General features: G+C 67.9%; 19 protein-coding genes and 2 pseudogenes. 10 read left to right on the top strand and 11 right to left on the bottom strand.

Going from position 1 to position 21,261, the window contains the following annotated elements; genetic code table 11:
• Positions 1 to 241: 241 nt before the first annotated feature.
• Positions 242 to 856, bottom strand: a pseudogene (locus tag OG407_RS00730) (transposase); the annotation flags it as partial.
• A 13-nt stretch (positions 857 to 869) separates the two neighbouring features.
• Between OG407_RS00730 and OG407_RS00725 the strand changes: the two are divergent.
• Entirely contained in the window at positions 870 to 1,376 is a 507-nt protein-coding gene (locus tag OG407_RS00725) for a transposase (RefSeq protein ID WP_405868227.1), read from the top strand.
• Here OG407_RS00725 and OG407_RS00720 read toward each other — a convergent pair.
• Together OG407_RS00720 and OG407_RS00715 are read right to left on the bottom strand one after the other, a co-directional pair.
• On the bottom strand, positions 1,373 to 2,269 hold the full coding sequence (locus OG407_RS00720; RefSeq protein WP_405853967.1) for a hypothetical protein: 897 nt from the start codon (positions 2,267 to 2,269) through the stop codon (positions 1,373 to 1,375). The two genes, OG407_RS00725 and OG407_RS00720, sit on opposite strands and share 4 nt — an antisense overlap.
• A 4-nt stretch (positions 2,270 to 2,273) precedes the next feature.
• Entirely contained in the window at positions 2,274 to 3,329 is a 1,056-nt protein-coding gene (locus tag OG407_RS00715; RefSeq protein WP_405853965.1) for an NlpC/P60 family protein, read from the bottom strand.
• A gap of 865 nt (positions 3,330 to 4,194) precedes the next feature.
• On the opposite strand from OG407_RS00715, the gene OG407_RS00710 reads away from it, so the two are divergent.
• The 6 genes and pseudogenes from OG407_RS00710 (at position 4,195) to OG407_RS00685 (ending at position 11,147) form a co-directional block, all read left to right on the top strand.
• Positions 4,195 to 6,936, top strand: coding sequence for a lectin (locus OG407_RS00710; RefSeq protein WP_405853963.1), 2,742 nt, complete (start codon positions 4,195 to 4,197; stop codon positions 6,934 to 6,936).
• Between the two features lie 214 nt (positions 6,937 to 7,150).
• Positions 7,151 to 7,570 (top strand): annotated as a pseudogene (locus tag OG407_RS00705) (transposase); the annotation flags it as partial.
• A gap of 531 nt (positions 7,571 to 8,101) precedes the next feature.
• Positions 8,102 to 9,277, top strand: a complete 1,176-nt coding sequence (locus OG407_RS00700; protein WP_405868225.1) for an IS256 family transposase — start codon at positions 8,102 to 8,104, stop codon at positions 9,275 to 9,277.
• Between the two features lie 95 nt (positions 9,278 to 9,372).
• Complete coding sequence (locus tag OG407_RS00695; RefSeq protein WP_405853961.1) at positions 9,373 to 9,573, top strand: hypothetical protein; 201 nt, start codon at positions 9,373 to 9,375, stop codon at positions 9,571 to 9,573.
• Between the two features lie 324 nt (positions 9,574 to 9,897).
• Positions 9,898 to 10,443 carry a SigE family RNA polymerase sigma factor gene (locus tag OG407_RS00690; RefSeq protein WP_366498553.1) on the top strand — a complete coding sequence of 182 codons (546 nt, stop codon included), beginning with the start codon at positions 9,898 to 9,900 and terminating at the stop codon, positions 10,441 to 10,443.
• Entirely contained in the window at positions 10,440 to 11,147 is a 708-nt protein-coding gene (locus OG407_RS00685) for a SecDF P1 head subdomain-containing protein (RefSeq protein WP_405853958.1), read from the top strand. Before OG407_RS00690 ends, OG407_RS00685 begins: the two co-directional genes overlap by 4 nt.
• 404 nt (positions 11,148 to 11,551) lie before the next feature.
• Here OG407_RS00685 and OG407_RS00680 read toward each other — a convergent pair whose 3' ends face one another.
• A complete protein-coding gene (locus tag OG407_RS00680) occupies positions 11,552 to 12,265 on the bottom strand; it encodes a TetR family transcriptional regulator (protein WP_405853956.1) in 714 nt (237 codons plus the stop codon).
• 104 nt (positions 12,266 to 12,369) lie between these two features.
• Here OG407_RS00680 and OG407_RS00675 point away from each other — a divergent pair, with 104 nt between their 5' ends.
• From OG407_RS00675 to OG407_RS00665, 3 genes are all read left to right on the top strand, one after another.
• Positions 12,370 to 12,834 (top strand): SRPBCC domain-containing protein, encoded by a 465-nt coding sequence (locus tag OG407_RS00675; protein ID WP_405853955.1) that lies wholly within the window; start codon positions 12,370 to 12,372, stop codon positions 12,832 to 12,834.
• Between the two features lie 322 nt (positions 12,835 to 13,156).
• Positions 13,157 to 13,927, top strand: a complete 771-nt coding sequence (locus tag OG407_RS00670) for a methyltransferase domain-containing protein (RefSeq protein WP_405853953.1) — start codon at positions 13,157 to 13,159, stop codon at positions 13,925 to 13,927.
• Positions 13,928 to 14,097: 170 nt separating this feature from the next.
• Positions 14,098 to 14,859, top strand: coding sequence for a transposase (locus OG407_RS00665; RefSeq protein WP_405853951.1), 762 nt, complete (start codon positions 14,098 to 14,100; stop codon positions 14,857 to 14,859).
• Between the two features lie 129 nt (positions 14,860 to 14,988).
• Here OG407_RS00665 and OG407_RS00660 read toward each other — a convergent pair whose 3' ends face one another.
• From OG407_RS00660 to OG407_RS00630, 7 genes are all read right to left on the bottom strand, one after another.
• On the bottom strand, positions 14,989 to 15,210 hold the full coding sequence (locus tag OG407_RS00660; RefSeq protein WP_405853949.1) for a hypothetical protein: 222 nt from the start codon (positions 15,208 to 15,210) through the stop codon (positions 14,989 to 14,991).
• Between the two features lie 321 nt (positions 15,211 to 15,531).
• Complete coding sequence (locus OG407_RS00655; protein WP_405853947.1) at positions 15,532 to 16,722, bottom strand: RNA-guided endonuclease InsQ/TnpB family protein; 1,191 nt, start codon at positions 16,720 to 16,722, stop codon at positions 15,532 to 15,534.
• Positions 16,723 to 17,012: 290 nt separating this feature from the next.
• Positions 17,013 to 17,798 (bottom strand): hypothetical protein, encoded by a 786-nt coding sequence (locus tag OG407_RS00650; protein WP_405853946.1) that lies wholly within the window; start codon positions 17,796 to 17,798, stop codon positions 17,013 to 17,015.
• A gap of 49 nt (positions 17,799 to 17,847) precedes the next feature.
• A complete protein-coding gene (locus OG407_RS00645) occupies positions 17,848 to 19,041 on the bottom strand; it encodes a cytochrome P450 (RefSeq protein WP_405853944.1) in 1,194 nt (397 codons plus the stop codon).
• Between the two features lie 27 nt (positions 19,042 to 19,068).
• On the bottom strand, positions 19,069 to 19,782 hold the full coding sequence (locus OG407_RS00640) for a phytanoyl-CoA dioxygenase family protein (protein ID WP_405853942.1): 714 nt from the start codon (positions 19,780 to 19,782) through the stop codon (positions 19,069 to 19,071).
• Entirely contained in the window at positions 19,779 to 20,462 is a 684-nt protein-coding gene (locus OG407_RS00635) for a phytanoyl-CoA dioxygenase family protein (RefSeq protein WP_405853940.1), read from the bottom strand. The genes OG407_RS00640 and OG407_RS00635 overlap by 4 nt, the downstream gene beginning before the upstream one ends.
• Positions 20,449 to 21,258, bottom strand: a complete 810-nt coding sequence (locus tag OG407_RS00630) for an aldo/keto reductase (RefSeq protein ID WP_405853938.1) — start codon at positions 21,256 to 21,258, stop codon at positions 20,449 to 20,451. The genes OG407_RS00635 and OG407_RS00630 overlap by 14 nt, the downstream gene beginning before the upstream one ends.
• Between the last annotated feature and the right edge of the window lie 3 nt (positions 21,259 to 21,261).

The following is a 21,261-nucleotide window of genomic DNA, read 5'->3' as shown; positions in this document are numbered from 1 at the left end:
GCCCACACAACCGCCAGCAGCGTCAGTGCTGGGTGGGTGGCGGCCACGAGAGCGGGATGGCGCCGCTCTCTGGGAAGGCATCGTGGCCGTGACGTTGAGAGGTATCCACCGGCACCCACAGGACCACCACCCGCCAGCTGGGCTGCGCAGCCGTGCTCGTCGCAGACCTGCGGCCCGGCGGAGTGCAGGCGTCACAACCCGTTCGAACCACCTCACCGACCGGCGAGCGCTGGTGATCTGGTTACTCCGGAATTAGGACGTTGACGCGGCGGCGGGCCAGGGCCAGGGCCAGGGCCAGAACGGCCTGGATGTGGTGCTTGCCCTCGGAGCGTTGGCGGTCGTAGAACCGGTGGGAGTCCTCGCAGTTTCGGATGCTGAACAACGCGGAGATGCAGAAGACGCGTTGGAGTCGGCGGTCGTAGCGTCGTGGGCACCGCGGGTTGCCGCTGATCCTGCCGGAGTCGCGGGGCACCGGGGCAACGCCGCCGAAGCCGGCGAGGCGGTCAGCAGTACCGAAGAAGGCCATGTCGCCGCCGGTGGCGGCCAGGAACTCGGCACCGAGGATGATGCCCAGGCCGGGCATGCTGGTGATCGCTTCGAAGTCCCGATGGTCGCGAAACCGGGCCTCGATCGCCTTGTCGAGCTCGGCGACCTGCTGGTTGAGGGCCAGCACCTCCGCCGCCAGTGTGTGCACGAGTTGGGCGGTCAGTTCCTCGCCGGGCAGGCTTGTCAGCTGGCGACCGGCGGCCTCCCAAGCTGTCTCGGCGAACCGGTCGGCGCGCAGGACCTTGCGGTTGCGCAGCCATGTCTCCAGCCGTTTCACGCCGATTCGGCGGAGGGAGGCCGGGGTCTGGTAGGCCGCCTTCACGATCGACTGGGAGCACCGCACCTACCCCCAGGGCAACCTCAGCCGCGAGTGGCGGCCCCTGCGCATCAACGGACATGACTACATCCAGGTCAAATTCGACAAGGCCACCTGCCTGGCCTGCCTCGTGCGCCCGCAGTGCACCGACGCGATCAGTGGTCCGTGCTCACTCGCGCTGCTGCCCACCCGCGAACTGCACGAGATCCAGCAGCACAACCGTCTCGACCAGCGCACCGAGGACTGGCAGCGCAGGTACGCGATACGCGCCGGCATCGAAGCCACCCTCTCCCAGAACGTCCGCGCCCACGGCCTGCGCAGAACCCGATACCGAGGCCTGCCGAAAACGCACATCGGGCACGTCCTGACCGCACTGGCCTGCAACGTCACCCGCATCGCCGACGGATCGCCGAACCGACCCGTCCCCGGCGGGCACCCAGCCACTTCCACGCCCTGTGCACCGCCCCAGCTGACCCCGGCAAGATCACCAACAGAGTCACGGCATTGGACCTAGGACGACGGTTGCGTGGGCCGTCCGGCCCGGCGTGTGAAACGTCGCAGTCCGCGGCGGGTGGGCTTGAGGGGCTTGTCCTCGGGAGCGATCGGTTCCTGTCCTGGGGGAAGGGCCGGCAGTGCCGGGCCGCGTTGTTCCAGGCGGTTGCGGACGGCGCGGGCCATGGCCTGGTGAGCCGGCTCCAGCGGTACGCCCTCCTCGGACAGGCGCTCCCACATGTGCAGCAACTCCTGTCCCCGGGTGGCCACTTGGCTCTCGTCCAGCAGCCGCTGCCACGCCGCGGTGGCGCGGGCCACCTCCGGCGCTGCCCGGGCGAGGTCCGTGCGGCAGCGGATGCGCGCCACGGTCAGCGCGAGGACGGTGGAGAGTGTGTAGTCGCCCCGTCGGAAGGCGAGGTACGCCTCGATCGCCCGTGCTTCCAGGGCGAGTTCGTCCTCCGCGCCCCTGCGCAGCGTGAGGTGCTCCCGTAGCGCGCTGGCAAGGACGAATGCGGCGTGCAGTTCCTCGCGCTGGGCGTGCCGGATGATCCGCTCGACCCGGGCGAGCGGGGGGAAGGCCTCCTCCTCCGCGGCGGTGCGCTCGCGTCCCGGCGGCAGGTCCTCGTCCTCGGCGATCGTGCGGCTCGACCCGTCAGGGTGCACCCGCAGGCGGGCCACCTGCATCACCGTACGGTCGATGACGGTGGCCGCCACCGGGGCACCCAGGGTGCGGGCGAACATGGCGATGGCGTCGAGGATGGCCTCGTTGGGCTGCTGCACGCCACCCATCTCCAGCAGATGGCCGTTGACCACCGTCGAGCCGTCCTCGGCCACGAAGGCGTCGAGCCGGATCAGTGGTGGCGCGGTGAGTACCGGCAGGTTCGCGTCGTCGCGGGGGGTCAGTGACTGGTTCATCCGCTCAGGCTCCGGGTCGGACCACGCCGAGGATGGGCATGGAGGCAGCCGGCGCGATCGTGACCGAACGTCCCGGCCTCGGGGCGTGCACGATCCGCCCGCCGCCGATGTACAAACCCACGTGGGTGGCGTCGTTGAAGTAGATGATCAGGTCCCCAGGTCGCGCGGACGCCAGACTGACGTGCCGCAGCCCCTGCCATTGCGCCTGCGAGGTACGGGGGACGGGGTGCCCGGCCGCCGCCCAGGCCCTGGACGTGAGCCCCGAGCAGTCGTACGACGAAGGACCGACTGCTCCCCAGACGTACGGCTTGCCCATCTGGGCCAGCGCGAAGTCGACGGCCCTCTCCGCAGCACCGGTCGCCTGCGCGCCACCGCCGGAATCCGAGCCGGTCCACCGGGACTTGGCCTTCCGCGTCTCGGCATTGTCCAGCTGGGCGAGTTTGCGCGTCTGGCCCTGTTGCAGCCCGTCCTCGATCTGCTCGGCCCGGGCGATCTTCCCTTCGATCTTCTTCTTCGCCACGGCCTTGGCCGCACGGCTGCTCCTCAGCTCGCGCAGCTTCTTCGCGGCCGCATCCGCCTGCCGGCCCACCTTGTCGCTGGCGCTCTTCTGGCTGTTGGACACAGTGACCAGGCTTCGCAGGGCCTGGCGTGCCTGCGACGCCTCGTCCAGGGCCTGGTCCGGGTGGTCACCCAGCAGCAACTGGATTCCCGTGGAAGCGAGATCACCACCGCGGTACTGCGTGCGGGCGGCTGCGCCCGCGAGATTGCGCAAGTCGCGCACCCGGTCCTCGCTCCGCGATAGGTCCTCGCGCAGCGAGGCCAGCCGCTTCTTCTGCCCGGCCGCCTTCACGTCCGCCGTGTTGTACGCCTCGGTGGCTATCTCCGCCTCGCGGTACAGGCCGTTCAGTTCGGCGCGGATGCCTTCGATCGACTTGTCGTCCTGCGGGTCGGGTTCTGTCGGCGCCGCGTGACTGGGGGTGGGTAACAGGGCGATCGCACAGACGAGAGCGGCTAAATGGGCCCGGCTCCATGGCCGTCTGCCGCAGATCGACACGTTCATCAACGTCACTTTCAGAGGTCGAGTGCAGGGCGGATCGGACGGGCGACACGTCCCACACGTCGCCGGTACAGAGGAAGCGTTCGAGACTTGAACACACTACCGGGCGCCTCTCGTACGACAGGCCTCGGCATCCTTCCCGGCAGGCCAACTGGGTTGCAGGAACAGCTACTTGCTTCGCCCGCCGGGCCGGACGGTGAAAGACTGGTTGCCCTGTACGGTGTGCCGTGCCGATCTTTGGGTCGTCCACGGTTCAGGCGCGCAAAGCGTGCGCCAATACCTCCGACTCGGCCCCGCTCAATTCGACGAGCACACCCCTCTCGGCCCCGTCGAGGACGAGCTTCGCAACCGCCCTCATGCCGCAGCTGTCTGCCGTGCAGGGGAGTTGCGGCACGTCCACAGTCGCAACTCCCTGTCGGCTGCCGGACCGAATGGGCCGCGAACTCGCTGATCCACCTTTGTGTGCAGCGATGGTCTGGGTATGCCTCGGCGATGGAGCCGTCGACGGGTGGGGTCTCGCCTGAGGGTACGACCGGATGGATAGCTCAACGGTCCGTCCGATGGGTGGGCGCCGCATCTTCGTGGTGGCCGACAAGGCTCCTTGCACAAGTCGTTGACATGAACCTGCCCTGTGGCTAGCTTCGCGAACAGTTCTCGTCCCCGCCCCAGGGGGCCTGTTCGTGAATTCGCATCGCCAAGCGCCTTATCCCGATGGCGCGACAACGTTGTCTAACTCGACTGCCGCTTAAGCGAGTGCCGCGCTTCAAATGAAGACAACGTTGTCAGCTTTCAGGTTCAGCTCCAGCTCTCGCTTCCGAGTAGAGGAGAAACCCCCGTGACACGATTGTCGAGACCTCCCGGAACGGCCGTGATCGGTTTGTTCGCGGCCGCGGCGCTGGCCGTGGCCGGGCTGTGCGCACCCGCGTGGGCGGCCGGAAAGGCGGTGCTCGTCGCGTCGCCGGCCACCGTGGTCAACCCGTTCATCGGCACGTCGAACGAGGCCAACGACTTCCCCGGGGCCGATGTGCCGTTCGGCATGGTGCAGTGGAGCCCTGACACGACATCGCGGCCCCCCGGTGGCGGCTACGAGTACAACGACTCGTCCATCACCGGCTTCAGCCTCACTCACATCGCCGGCCCGGGCTGCGGAGCGGCGGGAGACGTACCGGTGCTGCCCACGGTCGGCACGGTCAACACCGGCGCCACGGTGGCGTTCTCGCACGCCAACGAATCCGCATCCGCGGGCTCGTACAAGGTCGGGCTGAACAACCAGGTGACCACCGAACTCACCACCACGGCCCGCAGCGGGATGGCGCGCTTCACCTTCCCCTCGACCAGCCAGGCCAATCTGATCTTCAAGCTGACGGGCAGCCAGAACGGAACCTCGTCCACGCAGTTCACCAAGGTCTCGAACACCGAGGTGAGCGGACAGGTCACCAGCGGTCGCTTCTGCGGCGCCGGGAACACGTACACCGTGTACTTCGACATGGTCTTCGACCAGCCGTTCGCCTCCCAGGGAAGCTCGGTCGCCAAGTCGTCGGCCGCCACCCCTGCGAAGCCCCGCCCGGCGTCCAAGAACGCGGCCGAGCAGCCCAACAAGCCCGTGCTCCACGGAAAGACGCCCACCGCCGCGGCCCCGAAGACCACCAAGGACAGCGCCTCGCCGCAGGCCGCAGCCTCGAGCGGCTACGTCACCTTCAACACCACGAGCAACCCGGTGGTGCAGGCCAAGGTCGGCGTCTCCTACGTCTCGGTGGCCAACGCGACCGCCAATCGGGCCGCGGAGAACACCGGGTGGGACTTCAACGCGACCCGCACCGCCGCCCAGGACGCCTGGAACAGCGCGCTGGGCAAGATTCAGATCGCGGGCGGAACAGCCGCGCAGCAGCAGACCTTCTACACCGCGCTCTACCACTCACTCCTGCACCCGAACGTCATCAGCGACACCAACGGCCAGTACTACGGTTTCGACGGCAGGACCCACACCGTGGACGCCGGCCACAAGGCCGTCTACGCCAACTACTCCGGCTGGGACATCTACCGCTCGCAGGCGCAGCTCGAGGCCCTGGTCGCACCCCAAGTCGCCTCGGACACGGCACAGTCGATGGTCGACGACTACGCCCAGACCGGGATCTTCCCCAAGTGGTCCGAGAACAACGGCGAGTCGTACGTGATGGTCGGAGACCCGGCGGACTCCATCATCGCCGACTACTACGCCTTCGCCGCCCGGGACTTCGACACCACGACCGCCCTCGCCGGCATGGTCAAGCAGGCGAGCACGGCCAACAACGACCGGCCGGGCCTCAACTACCTGAACTCACCCGGGTACATGCCGCACGACGGCAGTTACGGCTGCTGCAACTTCTACGGCCCCGTGGCCACGACGCTGGAGTACAACACCGCCGACTTCGCGCTCTCCGCGATGGCCGGGGCGCTCGGCGACACCGGCAACCAGAAGACGTACGCCAATCGCGCCCAGGACTGGCGCAACGTGCTCAACCCGGCCTCCGGCTTCGTCGAACCACGCAACGCGAACGGCTCCTGGACCGGCGGGTTCGACCCCACCAGCGGCACCGACATGGTCGAGGCCGACTCCTGGATCTACACCGGGATGATCCCCTTCAACATCGGCGGCCTCGCGCGCGCCAAGGGCGGCAACACGGCGATGAGCCACTACCTGGACACCGTGCTGCGCAGCTACACGGGCGACCAGGGGTATGCGTGGGTCGGCAACGAACCCAGCATCGAACTGCCGTGGGAGTACGACTACATCGGGCAGCCCTACAAGACCCAGGGCACCGTACGGGCCATCCAGCAGCAGATCTGGGGGAACACCCCCGGCGGGCTGGCCGACGGCAACGACGACCTCGGCGCGATGAGCGCGTGGTACGTGTGGTCCGCGCTCGGCATGTTCCCCGAGACCCCCGGCACCACCGATCTCGCCCTGGGATCCCCTGTGTTCACACAGGCCGTGATCACGCTGCCGTCCGGAAAGACGCTGACGATCAACGGCAACGGCGCCGCCGACAACGCCCCCTACGTCCAGTCCGCGACGTGGAACGGCTCTGCCTGGAACAACGCCTATGCCCCCACGGCGGCGATCACCGCGGGCGGCACGCTGACCTACACGCTCGGCGCCGGCGCCAACACCTCCTGGGCGACGGCCGCGTCCGCCGCTCCGCCCTCCTACGCCGGTGACACCACGGCTCCGGCCTCACCCCGTATCGGCCCCATCACCTCGGCGGTGGCGTCCAACCTGTGCGTGGACGACGCGAGTTCCTCCACCACGGACGGCAACCACGTCCAGATCTGGACCTGCAACAACAGCTACGCCCAGGACTGGATCGTCGCGGGCGACGGAACCGTCCGGAGCCTGGGCAAATGCCTGGACGTCGACCACAGCGGGACCACCAACGGCACCCTGATCCAGCTCTGGACATGCAACGGCAGCGGCGCCCAGCAGTGGACCGCGGGCACCAACGGCTCCTTGATCAACCCCCAGTCCAAGCTGTGCCTGGACGACCCCAACTCCACGACGACGACCGGTACCCAGCTCCAGCTCTACACCTGCAACGGCACGGCAGCCCAGAACTGGAAGCTGCCGGCCTGAGCCACAGGTCCGGGTCGCCCGGCGCACCGGGCGACCCGGAGCGTGATGCCCGTGCGCCCCGGCTGCTCGGCCCGGGCAAAGACGCTCCCTAACCTCGCGCTTTCGTGAAGCGGGCTGTCCGGCAGGCGGTCAGGAAAGCAGAAGGTTCCCCTGACCAGCAAGAATGAGGATTGTCGAGGTCCTTGTTCCTGCCACCGCCGGAGGCACTTCCCAGGTGAAGCACTTTATTGGGTCCTACCCCCGCGTCCGTGTCCAGGACGACGGCCGCCAGATTGTCTCCCAGACTGGGTCGGTCCTGCTCGTCGAAACGGTCCGCAAGACCGGCCTTGACCGGGTCGTATCCCAGGCTCTGGCTCCGTGGCGCAAACCGCGGGCCGTCCACGATCCCGGCAAGGCCCTCCTGGACGTTGCCCTGGCGGTCGCGCTGGGCGGGGACTGCCTCGCGGACCTCGCGATGTTGCGGTGCGAGGCGGGCGTCTTCGGCCCGGTCGCCTCCGACCCGACCATCTCCCGCCTGATCGACACCCTCGCCGCCTCCGGCGAGAAAGCCCTGCAGGCCATCCGGTCCGCACGGTCCGAAGTCCGTTGCCGTGCCTGGTCGTTGGCCGGCAAGAACGCCCCGGACGCCGCCGGCTGCCGCACGGGCTATCGGATTCCCCGTTGCACCACCAACGGCGACACCTGCGGCCCCCGCCACCAGAGCTGCTGCCAGGTCTGCGGTGACATCGTAAAGACCTGTCGGGTCCATCCGGTTGGTGGGGTCGCCGGTGCTGCCCACGCAGCCGCCGACACCGACACCAGGTAGGGGCCCCGCGATGACTTCGCTCTGGTCGCCGACTTCCCCGACGCCGGCGATGGCGTCGGGGAAGTCGGTTGTCATGGAGGTCGGCGTCCCCCTGCGCGGTTCATCCTGTAGTCGCTCTGGTGGGAGGCATTCGTCAACGCCGACGAGGGGCCTCACGCTGCTCCGTTTCTGTGCGGCTGAACTTCGATTCCAGGTCAGGAGACCTGCTCACGATGGGGAGTGTAAATCCAACGGCGGATCCGACGATCATGGGAGAGACGTCAAGTGACTGACACCGCCGTGGAGTTGGAGACCGTGGAGCCTGTCGAGAGTGCTCAGCCTGGGCAGCCTGAGCCCGTGTCCGACGAGCAGCCGGTCGCGATGCTGGTGGAACGGGCCCGGTCGGAGGGACTGCAGCTGACCGGGCAGGGCGGGCTGCTGCAGCAGCTGACCAAGCGGGTCCTGGAATCGGTCCTGGAAGGTGAGATCACCGATCACCTCGGCTATGAGAAGCACGATGCCGGCGGCCGGGGCAGCGGCAACTCCCGCAACGGGAGCCGGGCCAAGACCGTGCTGACCGACGTCGGGCCGATCGAGGTCAAGGTCCCGCGTGACACCTCGGGCACGTTCGAGCCGCAGATCGTCAAGAAGTGGCAGCGGCGGCTGACCGGAGTCGACGAGATGGTCCTGTCGCTCTCGGCGAAGGGTCTCACCCATGGGGAGATCGCCGCTCACCTGGCCGAGGTCTACGGGGCGGAGGTCTCCAAGCAGACCCTCTCCACCATCTCCGACAAGGTCATGGACGGCATGGCGGAATGGCAGAGCCGTCCTCTCGACCGTGTTTACCCCGTTTTGTTCGTCGATGCCATCAACGTCAAGATCAGGGACGGGAAGGTCGCGAACCGTCCCGTCTACGTGGTGATGGCGGTGACCGTGGACGGCACCCGCGACATCCTCGGAATCTGGGCCGGCGACGGCGGCGAGGACGCGAAGTACTGGCTGCACGTGTTCACGGAACTGAAGAACCCCGGCCTGGACGATGTGCTGATGCTGGTCTACGACGGGCTCAAGGGCCTTCCCGATTCGGTGGAGGCCGTCTGGCCTCGCACGATTGTCCAGACGTGTGTGGTTCACCTGCTGCGCAATTCGTTCCGTTACGCCGCCCGCCAGGACTGGAACAAGGTCGCCAAGGCACTCAAGCCCGTCTACACCGCACCCAGCGAGGACGCGGCGACGGAGCGGTTCCTGGAGTTCCAGGAAGCGTGGGGCCGGAAGTATCCGGCGATCGTGAAGCTGTGGTCGGACGCCTGGGCCGAGTTCGTGCCCTTCCTCTCCTTCGACGTCGAGATCCGCAAGGTCATCTGCAGCACGAACGCGATCGAAAGCGTCAAGGCCCGCATCCGCAGGTCCGTCCGCGCCCGCGGCCACTTCCCCAACGAGGCCGCCGCCCTCAAGTGCATCTACATGGCGCTGATGAGCCTGGACCCGACGGGCAAGGGCCGCAAGCGGTGGACCATGCGCTGGAAAGCACCCCTGAACGCGTTCCGGATCGCCTGACCCCGAGCAATAACTGACCACTCAACAACCAAGATCAGCTGTTAAATTGACACACCCGACTGGCTCGGCCAACTCGCGGCCTGGGCCTCTCTGCCTTGGCGAGCCTGGCCAACGCCATCCGCGAGGACCAGCCGGCAGTCGTACAGGGCATCACCACCCCGTTCACCTCCGGCGTCAACGAAGGCCGGATCACGGACCTGAAGCTCCAGAAACGGATCATGGCCGGCCGCGCCGGCGCCCCGCTCCTGCGCCACCGCGTCGTCCTCATGGCTCACCTCCGACGCCGCTACCCGTGACGGAGCGTCACCGGCGCATGGAGGCACACTCCGGCTTCACGAAAGTCTTGCCAGGGCCCCATCCGGCCCGACCCGGTGTTCCGCACGCCTTCGGTGATGCTCACTGTCTGGCCCCGACCTTCCCCAAGATCGGAACCAGCATGCCGATCAGCCTGAAGTCCGTCGCCTGCGGCTCCGGGTTCCTCCCTCCACGGCTGGGCGTGCCAGCGTCCTTCCATGGCCTTCGGCGTCGCTGTCCGGTGGACGAGGCGGAGAAAGTGGGTGCGGCAGGGCAGTCGTTTGCGTGTCCGTACCCGTCTTTACGGGGGAACGAGGGAGGGCGCATTGAACGCCGACGAGGAACGCCAGTTCCGCGAGTTCGTGGCGGCGCGGTCGAGATCGCTGCTGCACACGGCCTATCTGCTGACCGGGGACTGGGAACAGGGCCGGGACCTGCTCCAGACCGCGCTTGCCTCCACGGCCCGACGCTGGTCCAAGCTCCGTGACCGGGAACAGCCAGAGATCTATGTGCGCCGCGCGCTCTACCACGCCCAGGTGGATCGCTTCCGGCTGCTCAGCTGGGGGCGGGAGACGGTCACGGACTCCGTGCCGGACCAGCCGTCCGCACAGGGCGCCAACTGGGCCGACGCCGTCGTCCAGCGGCAGGACATCATGACCGCGCTGCGGCGGCTGCCCAAGCGTCAGCGTGCGGTGATCGTGCTGCGCTACTTCGAGGACCGGCCCGACAGCGAGATCGCCGCGATCCTGGGCGTCGCTCCGGGCACGGTCCGCAGCCAGACCCACAAGGCCCTCGTCACGCTCCGCATCACTCTGGCCGAGGCAGGGCCGTCCGCCTCCTCCAATGCCTCCGGAAGGGGCGTGACCGCATGAACGACTCGACCGAGGAGCTGCTGCACGAAACGTTGCTGCACGACACCTTGCACACCCATGTCCGGGAGTGCGACGGTGACGTCGGCGCCCATCTCGTCGGCCTGGCCGACGGCGCACTGCGGGTCGCCCGGCGGCGGCAGCGGCTCACGCGCGCCGGTGTCGGGGTTGCCCTAGCCGCGGCGGTTGCCACCGCCTGGGTGGCCGTCGCGGACGACGACCCGCTGCGCGCCCACGTGGTGCAGCCCGCCGAAGGACGAGGCGCTACAAAGGCGGCCACGATCTCCCTCCTGCCGGTCACCTCGGCGACAGAGCGGGCCTGCACCCCGGCCGGCGGCGGCTATACCGTGCACCGCACCGAGACCCACCCGGCGATGTGCATTCACGCCAGCTCGGCCGGCGGCATGAGCGACGTCCGCGTCTCCGTGGCGAAGGCCGAGAAGGGCAGCGTCGACGGCAGCTGGCAGGTGGAGGTGACCCTCACCCCTGCCGACCGGACCCGTTTCGCCACGCTGACCGGCTCCCTCGCGTCGGCCCCGGCCCCGCGCAACCAGTTCGCCATCGTCGTGGACGGCAAACTCTGGGACGCTCCCATCGCGGCCCACTCGATCACCGTGGGCCGTGTCGAGATCGTCGGCGCTTACGACGGAGACCTCACCAGCGCCATGGCCCACGACCTCGCCCAGCGACTTGACCCCGGCAGGTGAGTGACCAACTCCTGCTGTGGGAGCGGCAGTTCAGGGAAGGCGTCCGTCGTGTGGGGCGGCTTGCTGGGCGCCTGGACGCGTCAACGCCGTGCTCACATCGCGGTCGGGAGCAACAGCAGCTGTTGCGCCGGTCCCTTCTAGGCTCTCGGTGTCAGGCATACACGAATAGAGGCGCTGCCCGAGGGGACCGCCCTTATCGGCATCAGCGCCGAGGGGCGGGCCATCGCCGTCGACCTGGACGTCGAAACACCGCACGTTCTGGTCTGCACCGCCAGCACCACGATGCTGTGCTCCCTGACCGCCCCAGTTGTTCTACCCACGCAGGTTGGTGACGGGTCCCGGTCGACAGGTGGGCCGGAGGAACGGTGTTGCCCCTCGCCGCTACCCCGGGCCGGTCGGCTGTTTCACAAACTGCGCCGGGCGGGGGAGAGCGAGTTAAGTCCGGCGTCGATGAGTTGGGCTGCGCGTCGGACGTCGGCGCTGACCTCATCGTGCAGTTCCTCGGAGGTCTGGGCGCGATGCAGGTGCCTGCGCAGCGCCTGGAACTGGACGGGCCACAGCGCGAGCAGGGCAGCCGCGGCGATCTGTGGTTCAGGATCGTCCGGGCTCATCTCAGTGCGCCGGGCCAGGATTTCGGCGGCGACGGCGACCTGCTGGTCGGTCATGTCGCGCTGATATGCCCGCAGAGACGGAGTCGATCCGATCAGCATGCCGAAGCGAAGCAGAATAGCCTTAGCCTGGGCCCAGTCGTCCTGCGCCGCCAGCCAGGACGTGAGGGCCGCCAACTGGCCGGACAAGATCTCCAACACCGCCGCGACCGGCGACAGGTCCGGATCGGCCAGTGTGGTCCGCAGGGAGTTCAACGTGGTTTCGCCCAGGTCCAGGACGAGGGATTCCTTGGTGGGGAAGTAGTTGAAGACGGTCTTCTCCGACACCCCGCAGACGTCGGCGATCTCCGAGACACGCACCGCATCGAAGCCCCGGTCCATGAACATCTCGGTGGCCGTGTCGGACAGCTGCTGTCGTAGCAGGCGCTTCTTGCGCTCCCGCAGCCCCTCGACTGCAGGCTCCTCTTCACGGCGCCGCAAGGCCGTCCAGTCCACGGTGCGCGTACTCATCACTGAAGCATAGTCTGGCCGATCTGCATTATTCTGTTACTGTAAATTTCTAGTGACTGTAAAATACTGCTGGGCTTGACACGCCCATACCCGAGGAGCCCTCCATGAGCGCCATCCACATCGTCCGCGAGTACCCGCACCCACCGCAGAGGGTCTGGCGTGCGGTCACCGATCCGGAACTGATCCCGCTGTGGACGGCCACCGGCGCCGGCGGTCGGCCTGAGGACTTCGCTACCACGGTCGGCACCACGTTCAAGTTCATCGCGAAACCGAAGCCCGGCTGGAGCGGCGTCGTGGTGTGCAAGGTGTTGGAGGTGCGAGAGTCTGCGCTACTGCGCTACTCGTGGCAGGACGAAGGTGGTGGCGAGGTGACCGAGGTCGCCTACCGGCTCGAAGCGCACGGCAGTGGAACGCGCTTCACCTACGACCACACCGGCTTCACCGGCGCCGGAGGCTTCTTCATGGCCAGAATCCTCGGCTCCGTCCGCACCAAAATGCTCGCCACGGGCCTGCCTGCCGTGCTCAACGACCTCGACGGCCAAGGCGCTCTGCGCCCGGAAAACCCCTGAGTCCCAAGCGGCTCTTCAGAAGGCTTCCGGTTTCCGAACGTGATCGTTTGATTGGGTCTGGGTGGGCATGAACGGCCGCGGGCTGCGGGAGTGATCGGATTGCTCGTCGGCTTGTACTCGCTGGCCGAGGTGTTGGCCGAGACTCCCTCGGCGGCCGCCGAGGATCGACAAGCAGCCTTACCGGGAGGGTGTATATCGGGCGTAAGGACCCGGCGCCGTGGACCGGCCCTTGACCGCTGCGTAGCGAATTCGCCGTCCCACTGCGTCCGCAGTCCTATGCTTATCGGGCATCGAGGGTGTAAACGACCTGGGGGTATGCCTGATGAGGGCAGCAGGAAAGGGCGCGTCAGGATTGAAGTCGGGGGTCAAGCGGCTCTTGGGACGTACTGGATTCGACATCGTGCGCAGCACCAACAGTCGGGGTGGAGTTGACGATTTCATCCCGTTCGAGGCAACGATGCGGGCCGCACACGCGGCCGGTCTGTCGGTGGGTGACTACATTGACGAGGTCATGAACGGGACGCCTGGCGCCACCCAGTCCACCGTCGATGAACTACGCGCTCTTGGCGTCTTCGCTGCCAACCCGAAGACGGTGCTGGAGATCGGCCCCGGGTCCGGACGGTACCTGGAGAAGACGCTGAAGGAGTGTTCACCAGGCCGCTACGAGATCTACGAGACGGCAGCGCCCTGGGCCAACTACCTGGTGGACACGTTCAGCGTGGTCGCCCAACCGGCCGCAGGAAGCAGTCTCGCCGCGACACCCGACGGCAGCATCGATCTCGTGCAGGCCCATAAGGTCTTCAACACCCTGACCTTCCTCAGCGCCTCCCGCTACTTCTTCGAGATAGCGCGGGTCACGCGACCTGGTGGTCGTATCGTCTTCGACGTAATGACAGAGACCTGCCTGGACCCCGCCACGATGCGCTCCTGGGCGACGCAGGGCGGCACGGGGCACGACTCCTACCCAACCGCCATGCCTCGCCGGACGTGCGTGGACCTTTTCGCGACCCTCGGCTGCAGCCTGGAGGCCAGCTTCCTGGCCCCCATGGGCGTCGCCTCCACGGAGGTGCTTGTCTTCGGAAAGGGGGCCTGACCCTCCTAGAAGGCTTCCGCAGACCGGCCGGTTGGCGTGATCAGTCGAACTGGGTTCTGGATCGGGTGATCGCGGCGGTGTCGGCGCATGAAGACGGAGTCCCCTCGGTAGCTCGGCGTTGCGAAGCACCCGAGCACCAAGGAGACCCTGTTGTTGCAGTCTTGCGTGACGTGTCCACCGCGTCCAACTCCTGCGTGTCGCTGTGCGATTGCCTCGCGCACCGGTTCGGCAACGCCGCGGACGGACCGGACCGGACACGTTGTTACGGCTCGGACATGACGGAAGCGGAATGGCAGGTTGTGCGGGCGGCACTGCCCATCCCGTCGTGGCTTCAGGGTCGGGGCCGCCGGCCGGAGGGCTACTGCCACCGAGTGATGCTCGATGCGGTCCGCTACGTCGTTGACAACGGCGTCCAGTGGGCGAACCTGCCTGCGGACTTCCCGCCGTTTCGGCGGGTGCATGCCTTCGCCCGCCGCCGGCAGCTGACGGGCCTGCTCGCCGAGCTCCGTGACCGGCTGCGCGACAAGGTCCGCGAGAAGGAGGGCCGTTCACCGGACCCAACGGCCGCGATTGTGGACTCGCAGTCGGTGCGGGCTGCAGCGAATGTTCCCAGGTCGACGTCGGGATGGGACGGTGGGAAGAGAGTGGGAGGCAGGAAGCGGCACCTGGTGATGGACTGTCTCGGCATGGTCCTTGTGGTGCTGGTGACCGCAGCGAACGTGCAGGACCGCGACGCCGCCGTGCCGCTACTCGCGTGGCTGCGGCAGATGCACTTCTCCCTCCGTTTGGTCTGGACCGACGGTGCCTCCGCCGGGAGCCTCATCGGCTGGACGAAGGAGAAGCTGCAGCTCACCCTGGACATCGTCAAACACTCCGACAACAGCACGGGGTTCTGGTGCTGCCGAGGCAGTGGGTGGTGGAGAGGACGCTGAGCTGGCTGGTGCGCTCGAGCCGTCTGGTGCGTGACTACGAGACGTTGCCCGCCATGCACGAGGCGATGGTGCTGCGGTCCATGATCATGCTCATGTCCTCCCGCCTGGCCGGACGCCGCCGGGATGCCTTCATCCCGAGACCTCCGGTGACGTGTTCATCATCGCGGTGAACACATTCGGCCGGACCTCCACAGCCCAGCGCCGCGTGACCAGGCGCTTGACCCGGCAGCGCACGCTCTCCAGCAGGGCCGACGTCAACTCCCCACTCAGTCGCAGCGCGATCGGCTTCACCCGCACCCCCTCGCCGGCCTCCGGCTCGGCAAGCACTGCCAGGATCTGCTGATACTCCACTGCCAGGACCTCCACTCCCATGCCCTCGGCGCGTGGAGGCACCACCGAACTGGCAACTGCCCCCCGGCCGGACCATAACCCTCGGCGGGCTCTTCGGACAGGACCTCCGCCACCGTGCTCCGAGCATTGGCCAGCCGGGCAACCGCGCCCTGGGCCGCCTCCAGCGCGGCCTGCACCCGAGCGGCCTCCTCTTCCAGCCGGGCCACCTCTTCCCGGACCTTCTTCTCCCGAGCCTCCAACAGACCGAGCACCGACGGCATGGCCACCTCCGTGAGCAAGACGAGCGATTGACTTCCTCCCCCTCCTGAAGGAGGGGGATTCCTACGGCTCGCGCTGTAGGGGTTCCTGTTTCAACGCCGACTGCCCGCCAGGAGAACTCCCTTGAGGTCTTACACCAGCTCCACAGGCCGAGACGGCCAGCCCGGCCGCCTTGATGTTGCGGGCCGCGTTGATGTCGCGGTCATGTACGGCGCCGCAGGCGCATGTCCACGCGCGAACGTTCAACGGCATCTTCGCCGCGACCGCCCCGCAGGCCCCGCATAGCTTGCTGCTGGGGAACCAGCGGTCGATCACGACGAGGTCGCGCCCGTACCAGGCGCACTTGTACTCCAGCATGGAGCGCAGTTGAGTCCACGACGCGTCCGAGATGGCGCGTGCGAGCGTGTGGTTCTTGAGCAGGTTGCGGACGGTGAGGTCCTCGATCACGACCGTTTGGTTCTCACGGACGAGACGGCTGGTGAGCTTGTGCAGGTGGTCGCGGCGCCGGTCGGCGATCCGCGCATGCACGCGGGCGACCTTACGGCGGGCCTTCTCCCGGTTCGCGGAGCCCTTGGCCTTACGGGACAGTTCCCGCTGCGCCCGGGCAAGACGAGCGCGGTCACGGCGCTCGTGACGCGGGTTGGTGACCTTCTCGCCGGTGGACAGGGTCACCAGGGAGGTGATGCCGGCGTCGATGCCGACCGCGTTCTTCGTGGCCGGAGCCGGAGCAATGCGGTCGTCGCACAACATCGACACGAACCACCGGCCCGCACGGTCACGGGACACGGTCGCCGTGGTCGGCTCGCTGCCCTCCGGGAGGGGGCGCGACCAGCGGATGTCCAGCGGACCGGACATCTTCGCCAGAGTCAGCTGTCCGTTGCGCCACGTGAAGGCGGAGCGGGTGTACTCGGCCGACGCGCGGGATTTCTTCCGGGACTTGAAGCGCGGGTACTTCGTGCGCTGGGCGAAGAAGTTCCCGAACGCCGTCTGGAGGTGGCGCAGCGCCTGCTGGAGCGGGACGGAGGACACCTCCGTCAGGAAGGCGAGTTCCTCGGTCTTCTTCCACTGGGTCAGCGCGGCCGAGGACTGGAGGTAGGAGATGCGGTGCTGCTGTCCGTACCAGGCCCGTGTGCGCTCTTCCAGCGCCTTGTTGTAGACGAGGCGGACGCAGCCGAACGTGCGCGACAGCTCGGCCGCCTGCTCGTCCGTGGGGTAGAAGCGGTATCTGAACGCCCGCTTCACCTGCTCCGCCATACCTCACACTCTATCAACTCCCGTGTGAGGGGCGGGTATCGGACGGTCGGCGGTGGGCGCCGGTCCGCCCTGGCGGCGAACCGACTCCTCCTGCCCTGCTTCGCAGGAGCTTCGTTTCCTCCCCGGCCTGAAGGCCGGGGTATCCACGAAGGAAGGCCCCGATGAATCACCCGAACTCTGCCGCCACCAAAGGGAATGCATGCCGGACGAGCACGAATCATAGGATCACGTTCGGAAAGCGGATGCCTTCTCAGCCAACTGCCCAGCCGACGCCGGAGGTTGGAAAGGGCTCAGTAACGTGTGTTGCGCAGGTCGGTCAGCCACGCCTGCTCGGGGTGGTGGTCCCAGTGGCGGCGCAGGGCGGTTTCCCGTTCGGCATAGCGGCCCTGGTGGCACAGGCCGCCGTGGGAAAGGGTCACGCTCATGCTCAGGGGCGACTCACCGGTGACCCAGTGCGGCGTGAGGAAGTGGCTCCACAGCAGCTCGCCCGGCTCCATCCGTGCGTCCTGGCGGTCCTCGTCGGCGTGCGGCGGTGGGTCCTCGGCCGTGAAGTCGCCGCTGATCGCGGAGTCCGCGGGGACCGCGCTGTCGGGGACGACGTAGCTGTGGAAGGTCTTGGCCCCTTCGACCTGCCACACCAGACCGTGCGACTGGTCGGCGTGATACGTGGAACTGCCGCCGGGGCCGGAGATGAACAGGTCGGGCGCACAGCGCTGCCAGGTGAATCCCTGGGCCGCCAGGAACATCCGCCAGGGAATCATCACCTGCTCGTAGAAGCCGTGCAGGACGCCGTCGTACAAGCGGGAGAGGTTGAAGTGCGCGAGCCTGAACGACCAGGTGGCGACCTCCTCGACGGGTGCGCGCTTGAAGGACATCGTCTTGGCCGTCCGCACGGCAGGGCTGTCCGAGCCTAGAAGTGTCACGCGCGCTTCTTCGTCGTGCCGGACGACGTCAAGGACCTCCAGGGCACTGGGGAAGGAGAAGTCCGGCCGGTAGAACTCGTGGCTGACATAGAAGTTGGGCGGCATCGTCCAGAGTTCCTTGAACTCGCCGGTACTCGTGATGGTCTTGGGCATCGATATCCTCGGTGGTGAGTGTTCGTCCGTCACCTGTTGTCCGGCTGCCTCAGGCGTCCTGTGCGCTCACGACGTCCTGGACGAAGCGGCCTCCGAAGTCCGTGTTCCACACGGACTTCAAAGGCGGCAGCCCCTCCAGTACTCCGCTCGCCGATAGTCCGAGCACCACCTCCCGCATGACCTGACGGGTCAGCGCGGCGCCCAGACACGCGTGCCGGCCGCGCCCGAACGCGACATGACGGGCTCCGGCCCTGTCGAGGCGGAACGTGTCCGGCTCCGCGAACTTCCTCGGGTCGCGGTTCGCCGCCACGAGCACGAGGACTACGCGCGACTCGGCCCGTACGGTGTGGCCGTGGATCTGCAGGTCGGTCAGGGCTCGTCTCATGGCCAGGTGGAAGGGGGTGACCAGCCTCAGCGCCTCGTCGATGGTTGCGTCGACGTCCGCCTTGATGTCGAGCCCGACGCCCTCCGGGCCCGTCACCACCTCCAGGACGCGTGCGACGGCCGCCGCCGTGGGTTCCAGCGCTCCGCTGACGAGCTGGGCGTACACCGCGGTGGCGTCCAGGAGATCGAGTGTTCCGTCGGACAGGGAGCGGCTCAGCGCGGAGGCGAGGACTCCGGCCGGGGTGGCACAGCGCTGCCGCACGAGCTCGGTCAGCTCGTCCAAGGCCTCCTCCGCGCGCAGGCCGGCGGCAGGGTCGTACGTCTCGATCGACCCGAAGGCCAGAATCCGGGTGGCACAGTCGCCGAGTTCCGCCAGGGCGTCGGGCGGCTCGTCGAGCAAGCTGCACAGACCGGCCGCCAACGCGGGCCTGACCACGGCGGCGAAGAGCCCGTCCGGCGCGACCGCGGGGCTTGTGACCGCGACAGAGGTCGCCGCCGCGGCGGCCGCCCGCCCCACGGCGGCGGTCGTGAACAGCGGGAGGAGCAGTCGTCGCATGCCGGTGTGCCGCGGTGGATCGGAGAACACCGGCCAGCGGTCGATGAACTCCGTCACCCGCCAGTAGGTCTTCTGCTGTCCTTCCGTCAGACCGGGTGGGCAGTACGTCTCGACCTGCGCGCCGAGACGGGGATCGCGCAGCAGTTCGTACACGTCGTCGTACCGTGTCACGTACCACGTGCCCGTGGTCTCGTCCCAGTCCATGCCGCGCGACTCGCGCAGTTCGTCGAACCACTCCAACGGCGCCACTTCCCGGTTCGCCCGGAGCGTCGCCACCCCGGTGCCCTCCGTCGCGTCGTCCATCCCCAACCACCCTTTTCCGTGCGTTCGTCAGGTGAGAGCCGGGAGATCGTCGGACTCCCGCAGTGTCGGTCGGTCGGCGAGCAGGTAGTCGCTCAGTTCCCTTCGTGCTTCGTCCGACTCCGGTACGGAGGCGTACGTGGTGGTGATCTGCCGCCGCCCGTAACAGTCGCCGAGCGACGCGTGGTAGGAGTGCGGGTCGAAGGCGACGAGATCGCCCGGGGACGACTCGACGGTGAAGGCCGGCACGTCGATCGGCTCCATACCGAGCCGTCGGAGCGGGTCGTCCAGCTCCGCGGTGAACGTGTCCCAGCTCCCGCCGCGCCGGTGAGTGCCCGGAATGATCCGTAGGGCTCCGGTGCGGCTGTGCAGCGGATCCAGGTACTGGACGATCTTGAGCAGCCGGAGCGCGCGGTGGTCGCCGTCCCGGTGCCACTCGACGGCACCGTCGTGGCGGACCCCGTCCCCGCCGGCGTAGACCACGTCCGTGCCCAGCAGCCGGCGTGCCAGCCGCGGGCACCGGTGGTCCGCCAGCAGTACCGCCCGGAGTACGTCACTGTGCTCGGCGATGCGGGAGACGCCCGCACCTGCCTGCCGACCCGGTGAGGATCGTCCGAGGACGTCTTCGAAGGCTTCCGCGACCGCCGGCGCGACATCGTCGTGTGCGCCGCGCAGGCGCACGAATCCGAACGTCCTGAAGTGCGTGACCTCGGCGGCGGTCGCCGACAGTGGAGCGAGGCTCATCCGATCAGCACCGATCCCGAGACGTAGCGGTTGAGGAAGTAGCGGCGCGTGTCGAGCTGCTCGGCCTCGGTCACCGGCTCACCGACGCAGTTGAAGGCCAGTTGGCGCCGGACATCGCCGTTCCATGCCGCGTGCATGACGTTCGTGTCGAACACGATGACGTCACCGGGCCGGGAGTCGACCACTACCGCCGGTACGTCGTTGCCGTCGAGGCCGAGGTCCTGCCGGTGCCTGATGACGTGGCGGGTCGGATCACCGAGCCAGCCGTTGTCGGCACGGTGCGACCCGGCCAGGAAGCGCAGCGCGCCGGTGTCGTGCGTGACGGCGTCGAGATACAGAACGAAGCGCAGGAAGGGCGTGTTGTAGAAGCCGTCCGAGTGCCAGTACGAGTCGCCGACCAGCGCGTTCGCGTCGCTGGTGATGACCTGGTGGTGTCGTGCGAAGTACGTCTCGCAGATGCCGCGTACCCACGACGACCGGGAGATCCGGCCGAGTTCGGGCAGCTCGGTGAGGATGTCGAACCTGGTCACCCGTTCGCTCGGCGCGCTGTCCGCCGACAGCTCGATCAGTTTCCCGAATCCGCTCTCCAGGCCCCCGACGGCGTCCGAAGCGACCTGACGGAGGTGAGCGAACCCGAACACCTCCAGCTGCCTGACCACTTCGGCGTCACGGAGCGGCATGTACCCCCCTGACGGAAGAGAGGGGACCGGACGACGGCGTCCGGGCCGCCGCTGCCGCGTAGTCGTCCAACTGCTCTGCGGTCCGGGGACCGACGACGACGGCTTCGGGGGCGTAGACCTCGTTGATCTCGGCGATCCTGGCGGCGATCGACTCCGCCCTGCGATCCGGTTGCACGGCCCGCAGCCGCGAGCCGCCGGAGAAGAGGCTGCGGACCACGAGACGGTAGTCGGCGAGCAGGCTGATCGTGGTCCTGTCGCCGGGATCCAGCTGGTCTGCCTCGCACATGATCACGCTGCCGGCGGGCAGCCGGCCGGCGATCCTGGGCAGGCTCACCTCCGGCAGGAGCACACTGACACCGACGAGGTCCGCCCGGCCCGTGTCCGAGCAGTGTCTGGCGAACCCGGCGAGGTCGATGTCCGCGATCCGCTTCGGCTCCGGATTGTGCACGAAGGCGACCTCGACGTGATCGCGCCTCAATCGCCGGAGACTTCCCCGCAGCGACCTGGTCAGCCCGTCGAGGCTGTAGTCCAGCGTGGGCAGGGGGGTGGAGGTGTCGATTCCCGCCTTCGTCCACACCGCCGTGTCCGCGGGAAGGAAGGCTCCGAGATCCTCCTCCGCATGTCCGCGGCCGTAGACGGGAGAGGTGTCGAAGGTGGTGAATCCCCGTGCGAGCGCTCCGTCGATGAACTCCCGGCCGTCGTGCGTGTCACGGCCCAGAACCATCAGGCCGTTGAAGGACCCCGAGCATCTCATGGTGCCGATCACCACGGTCGGTCGATCCTGCGTCGTGCTCATCGG

The organism is Streptomyces sp. NBC_01515 (genome assembly GCF_045040345.1).
GTDB lineage: Bacteria > Actinomycetota > Actinomycetes > Streptomycetales > Streptomycetaceae > Streptomyces.
Note: the sequence above shows the minus strand (reverse complement) of the source record. Positions and strands in the feature narration are given on the sequence as shown.

What these genes read in the sequence shown, in the direction of transcription:
- OG407_RS00635 (WP_405853940.1), bottom strand. Translation starts at nt 20,462, where the DNA reads ATGCCGCTCCGTGACGCCGAAGTGGTCAGGCAGCTGGAGGTGTTCGGG.
- OG407_RS00675 (WP_405853955.1), top strand. Translation starts at nt 12,370, where the DNA reads ATGAGCGCCATCCACATCGTCCGCGAGTACCCGCACCCACCGCAGAGG.
- OG407_RS00655 (WP_405853947.1), bottom strand. Translation starts at nt 16,722, where the DNA reads ATGGCGGAGCAGGTGAAGCGGGCGTTCAGATACCGCTTCTACCCCACG.
- OG407_RS00720 (WP_405853967.1), bottom strand. Translation starts at nt 2,269, where the DNA reads ATGAACCAGTCACTGACCCCCCGCGACGACGCGAACCTGCCGGTACTC.
- OG407_RS00630 (WP_405853938.1), bottom strand. Translation starts at nt 21,258, where the DNA reads ATGAGCACGACGCAGGATCGACCGACCGTGGTGATCGGCACCATGAGA.
- OG407_RS00700 (WP_405868225.1), top strand. Translation starts at nt 8,102, where the DNA reads ATGCTGGTGGAACGGGCCCGGTCGGAGGGACTGCAGCTGACCGGGCAG.
- OG407_RS00640 (WP_405853942.1), bottom strand. Translation starts at nt 19,782, where the DNA reads ATGAGCCTCGCTCCACTGTCGGCGACCGCCGCCGAGGTCACGCACTTC.
- OG407_RS00650 (WP_405853946.1), bottom strand. Translation starts at nt 17,798, where the DNA reads ATGCCCAAGACCATCACGAGTACCGGCGAGTTCAAGGAACTCTGGACG.
- OG407_RS00685 (WP_405853958.1), top strand. Translation starts at nt 10,440, where the DNA reads ATGAACGACTCGACCGAGGAGCTGCTGCACGAAACGTTGCTGCACGAC.
- OG407_RS00670 (WP_405853953.1), top strand. Translation starts at nt 13,157, where the DNA reads ATGAGGGCAGCAGGAAAGGGCGCGTCAGGATTGAAGTCGGGGGTCAAG.
- OG407_RS00645 (WP_405853944.1), bottom strand. Translation starts at nt 19,041, where the DNA reads ATGGACGACGCGACGGAGGGCACCGGGGTGGCGACGCTCCGGGCGAAC.
- OG407_RS00680 (WP_405853956.1), bottom strand. Translation starts at nt 12,265, where the DNA reads ATGAGTACGCGCACCGTGGACTGGACGGCCTTGCGGCGCCGTGAAGAG.
- OG407_RS00715 (WP_405853965.1), bottom strand. Translation starts at nt 3,329, where the DNA reads ATGAACGTGTCGATCTGCGGCAGACGGCCATGGAGCCGGGCCCATTTA.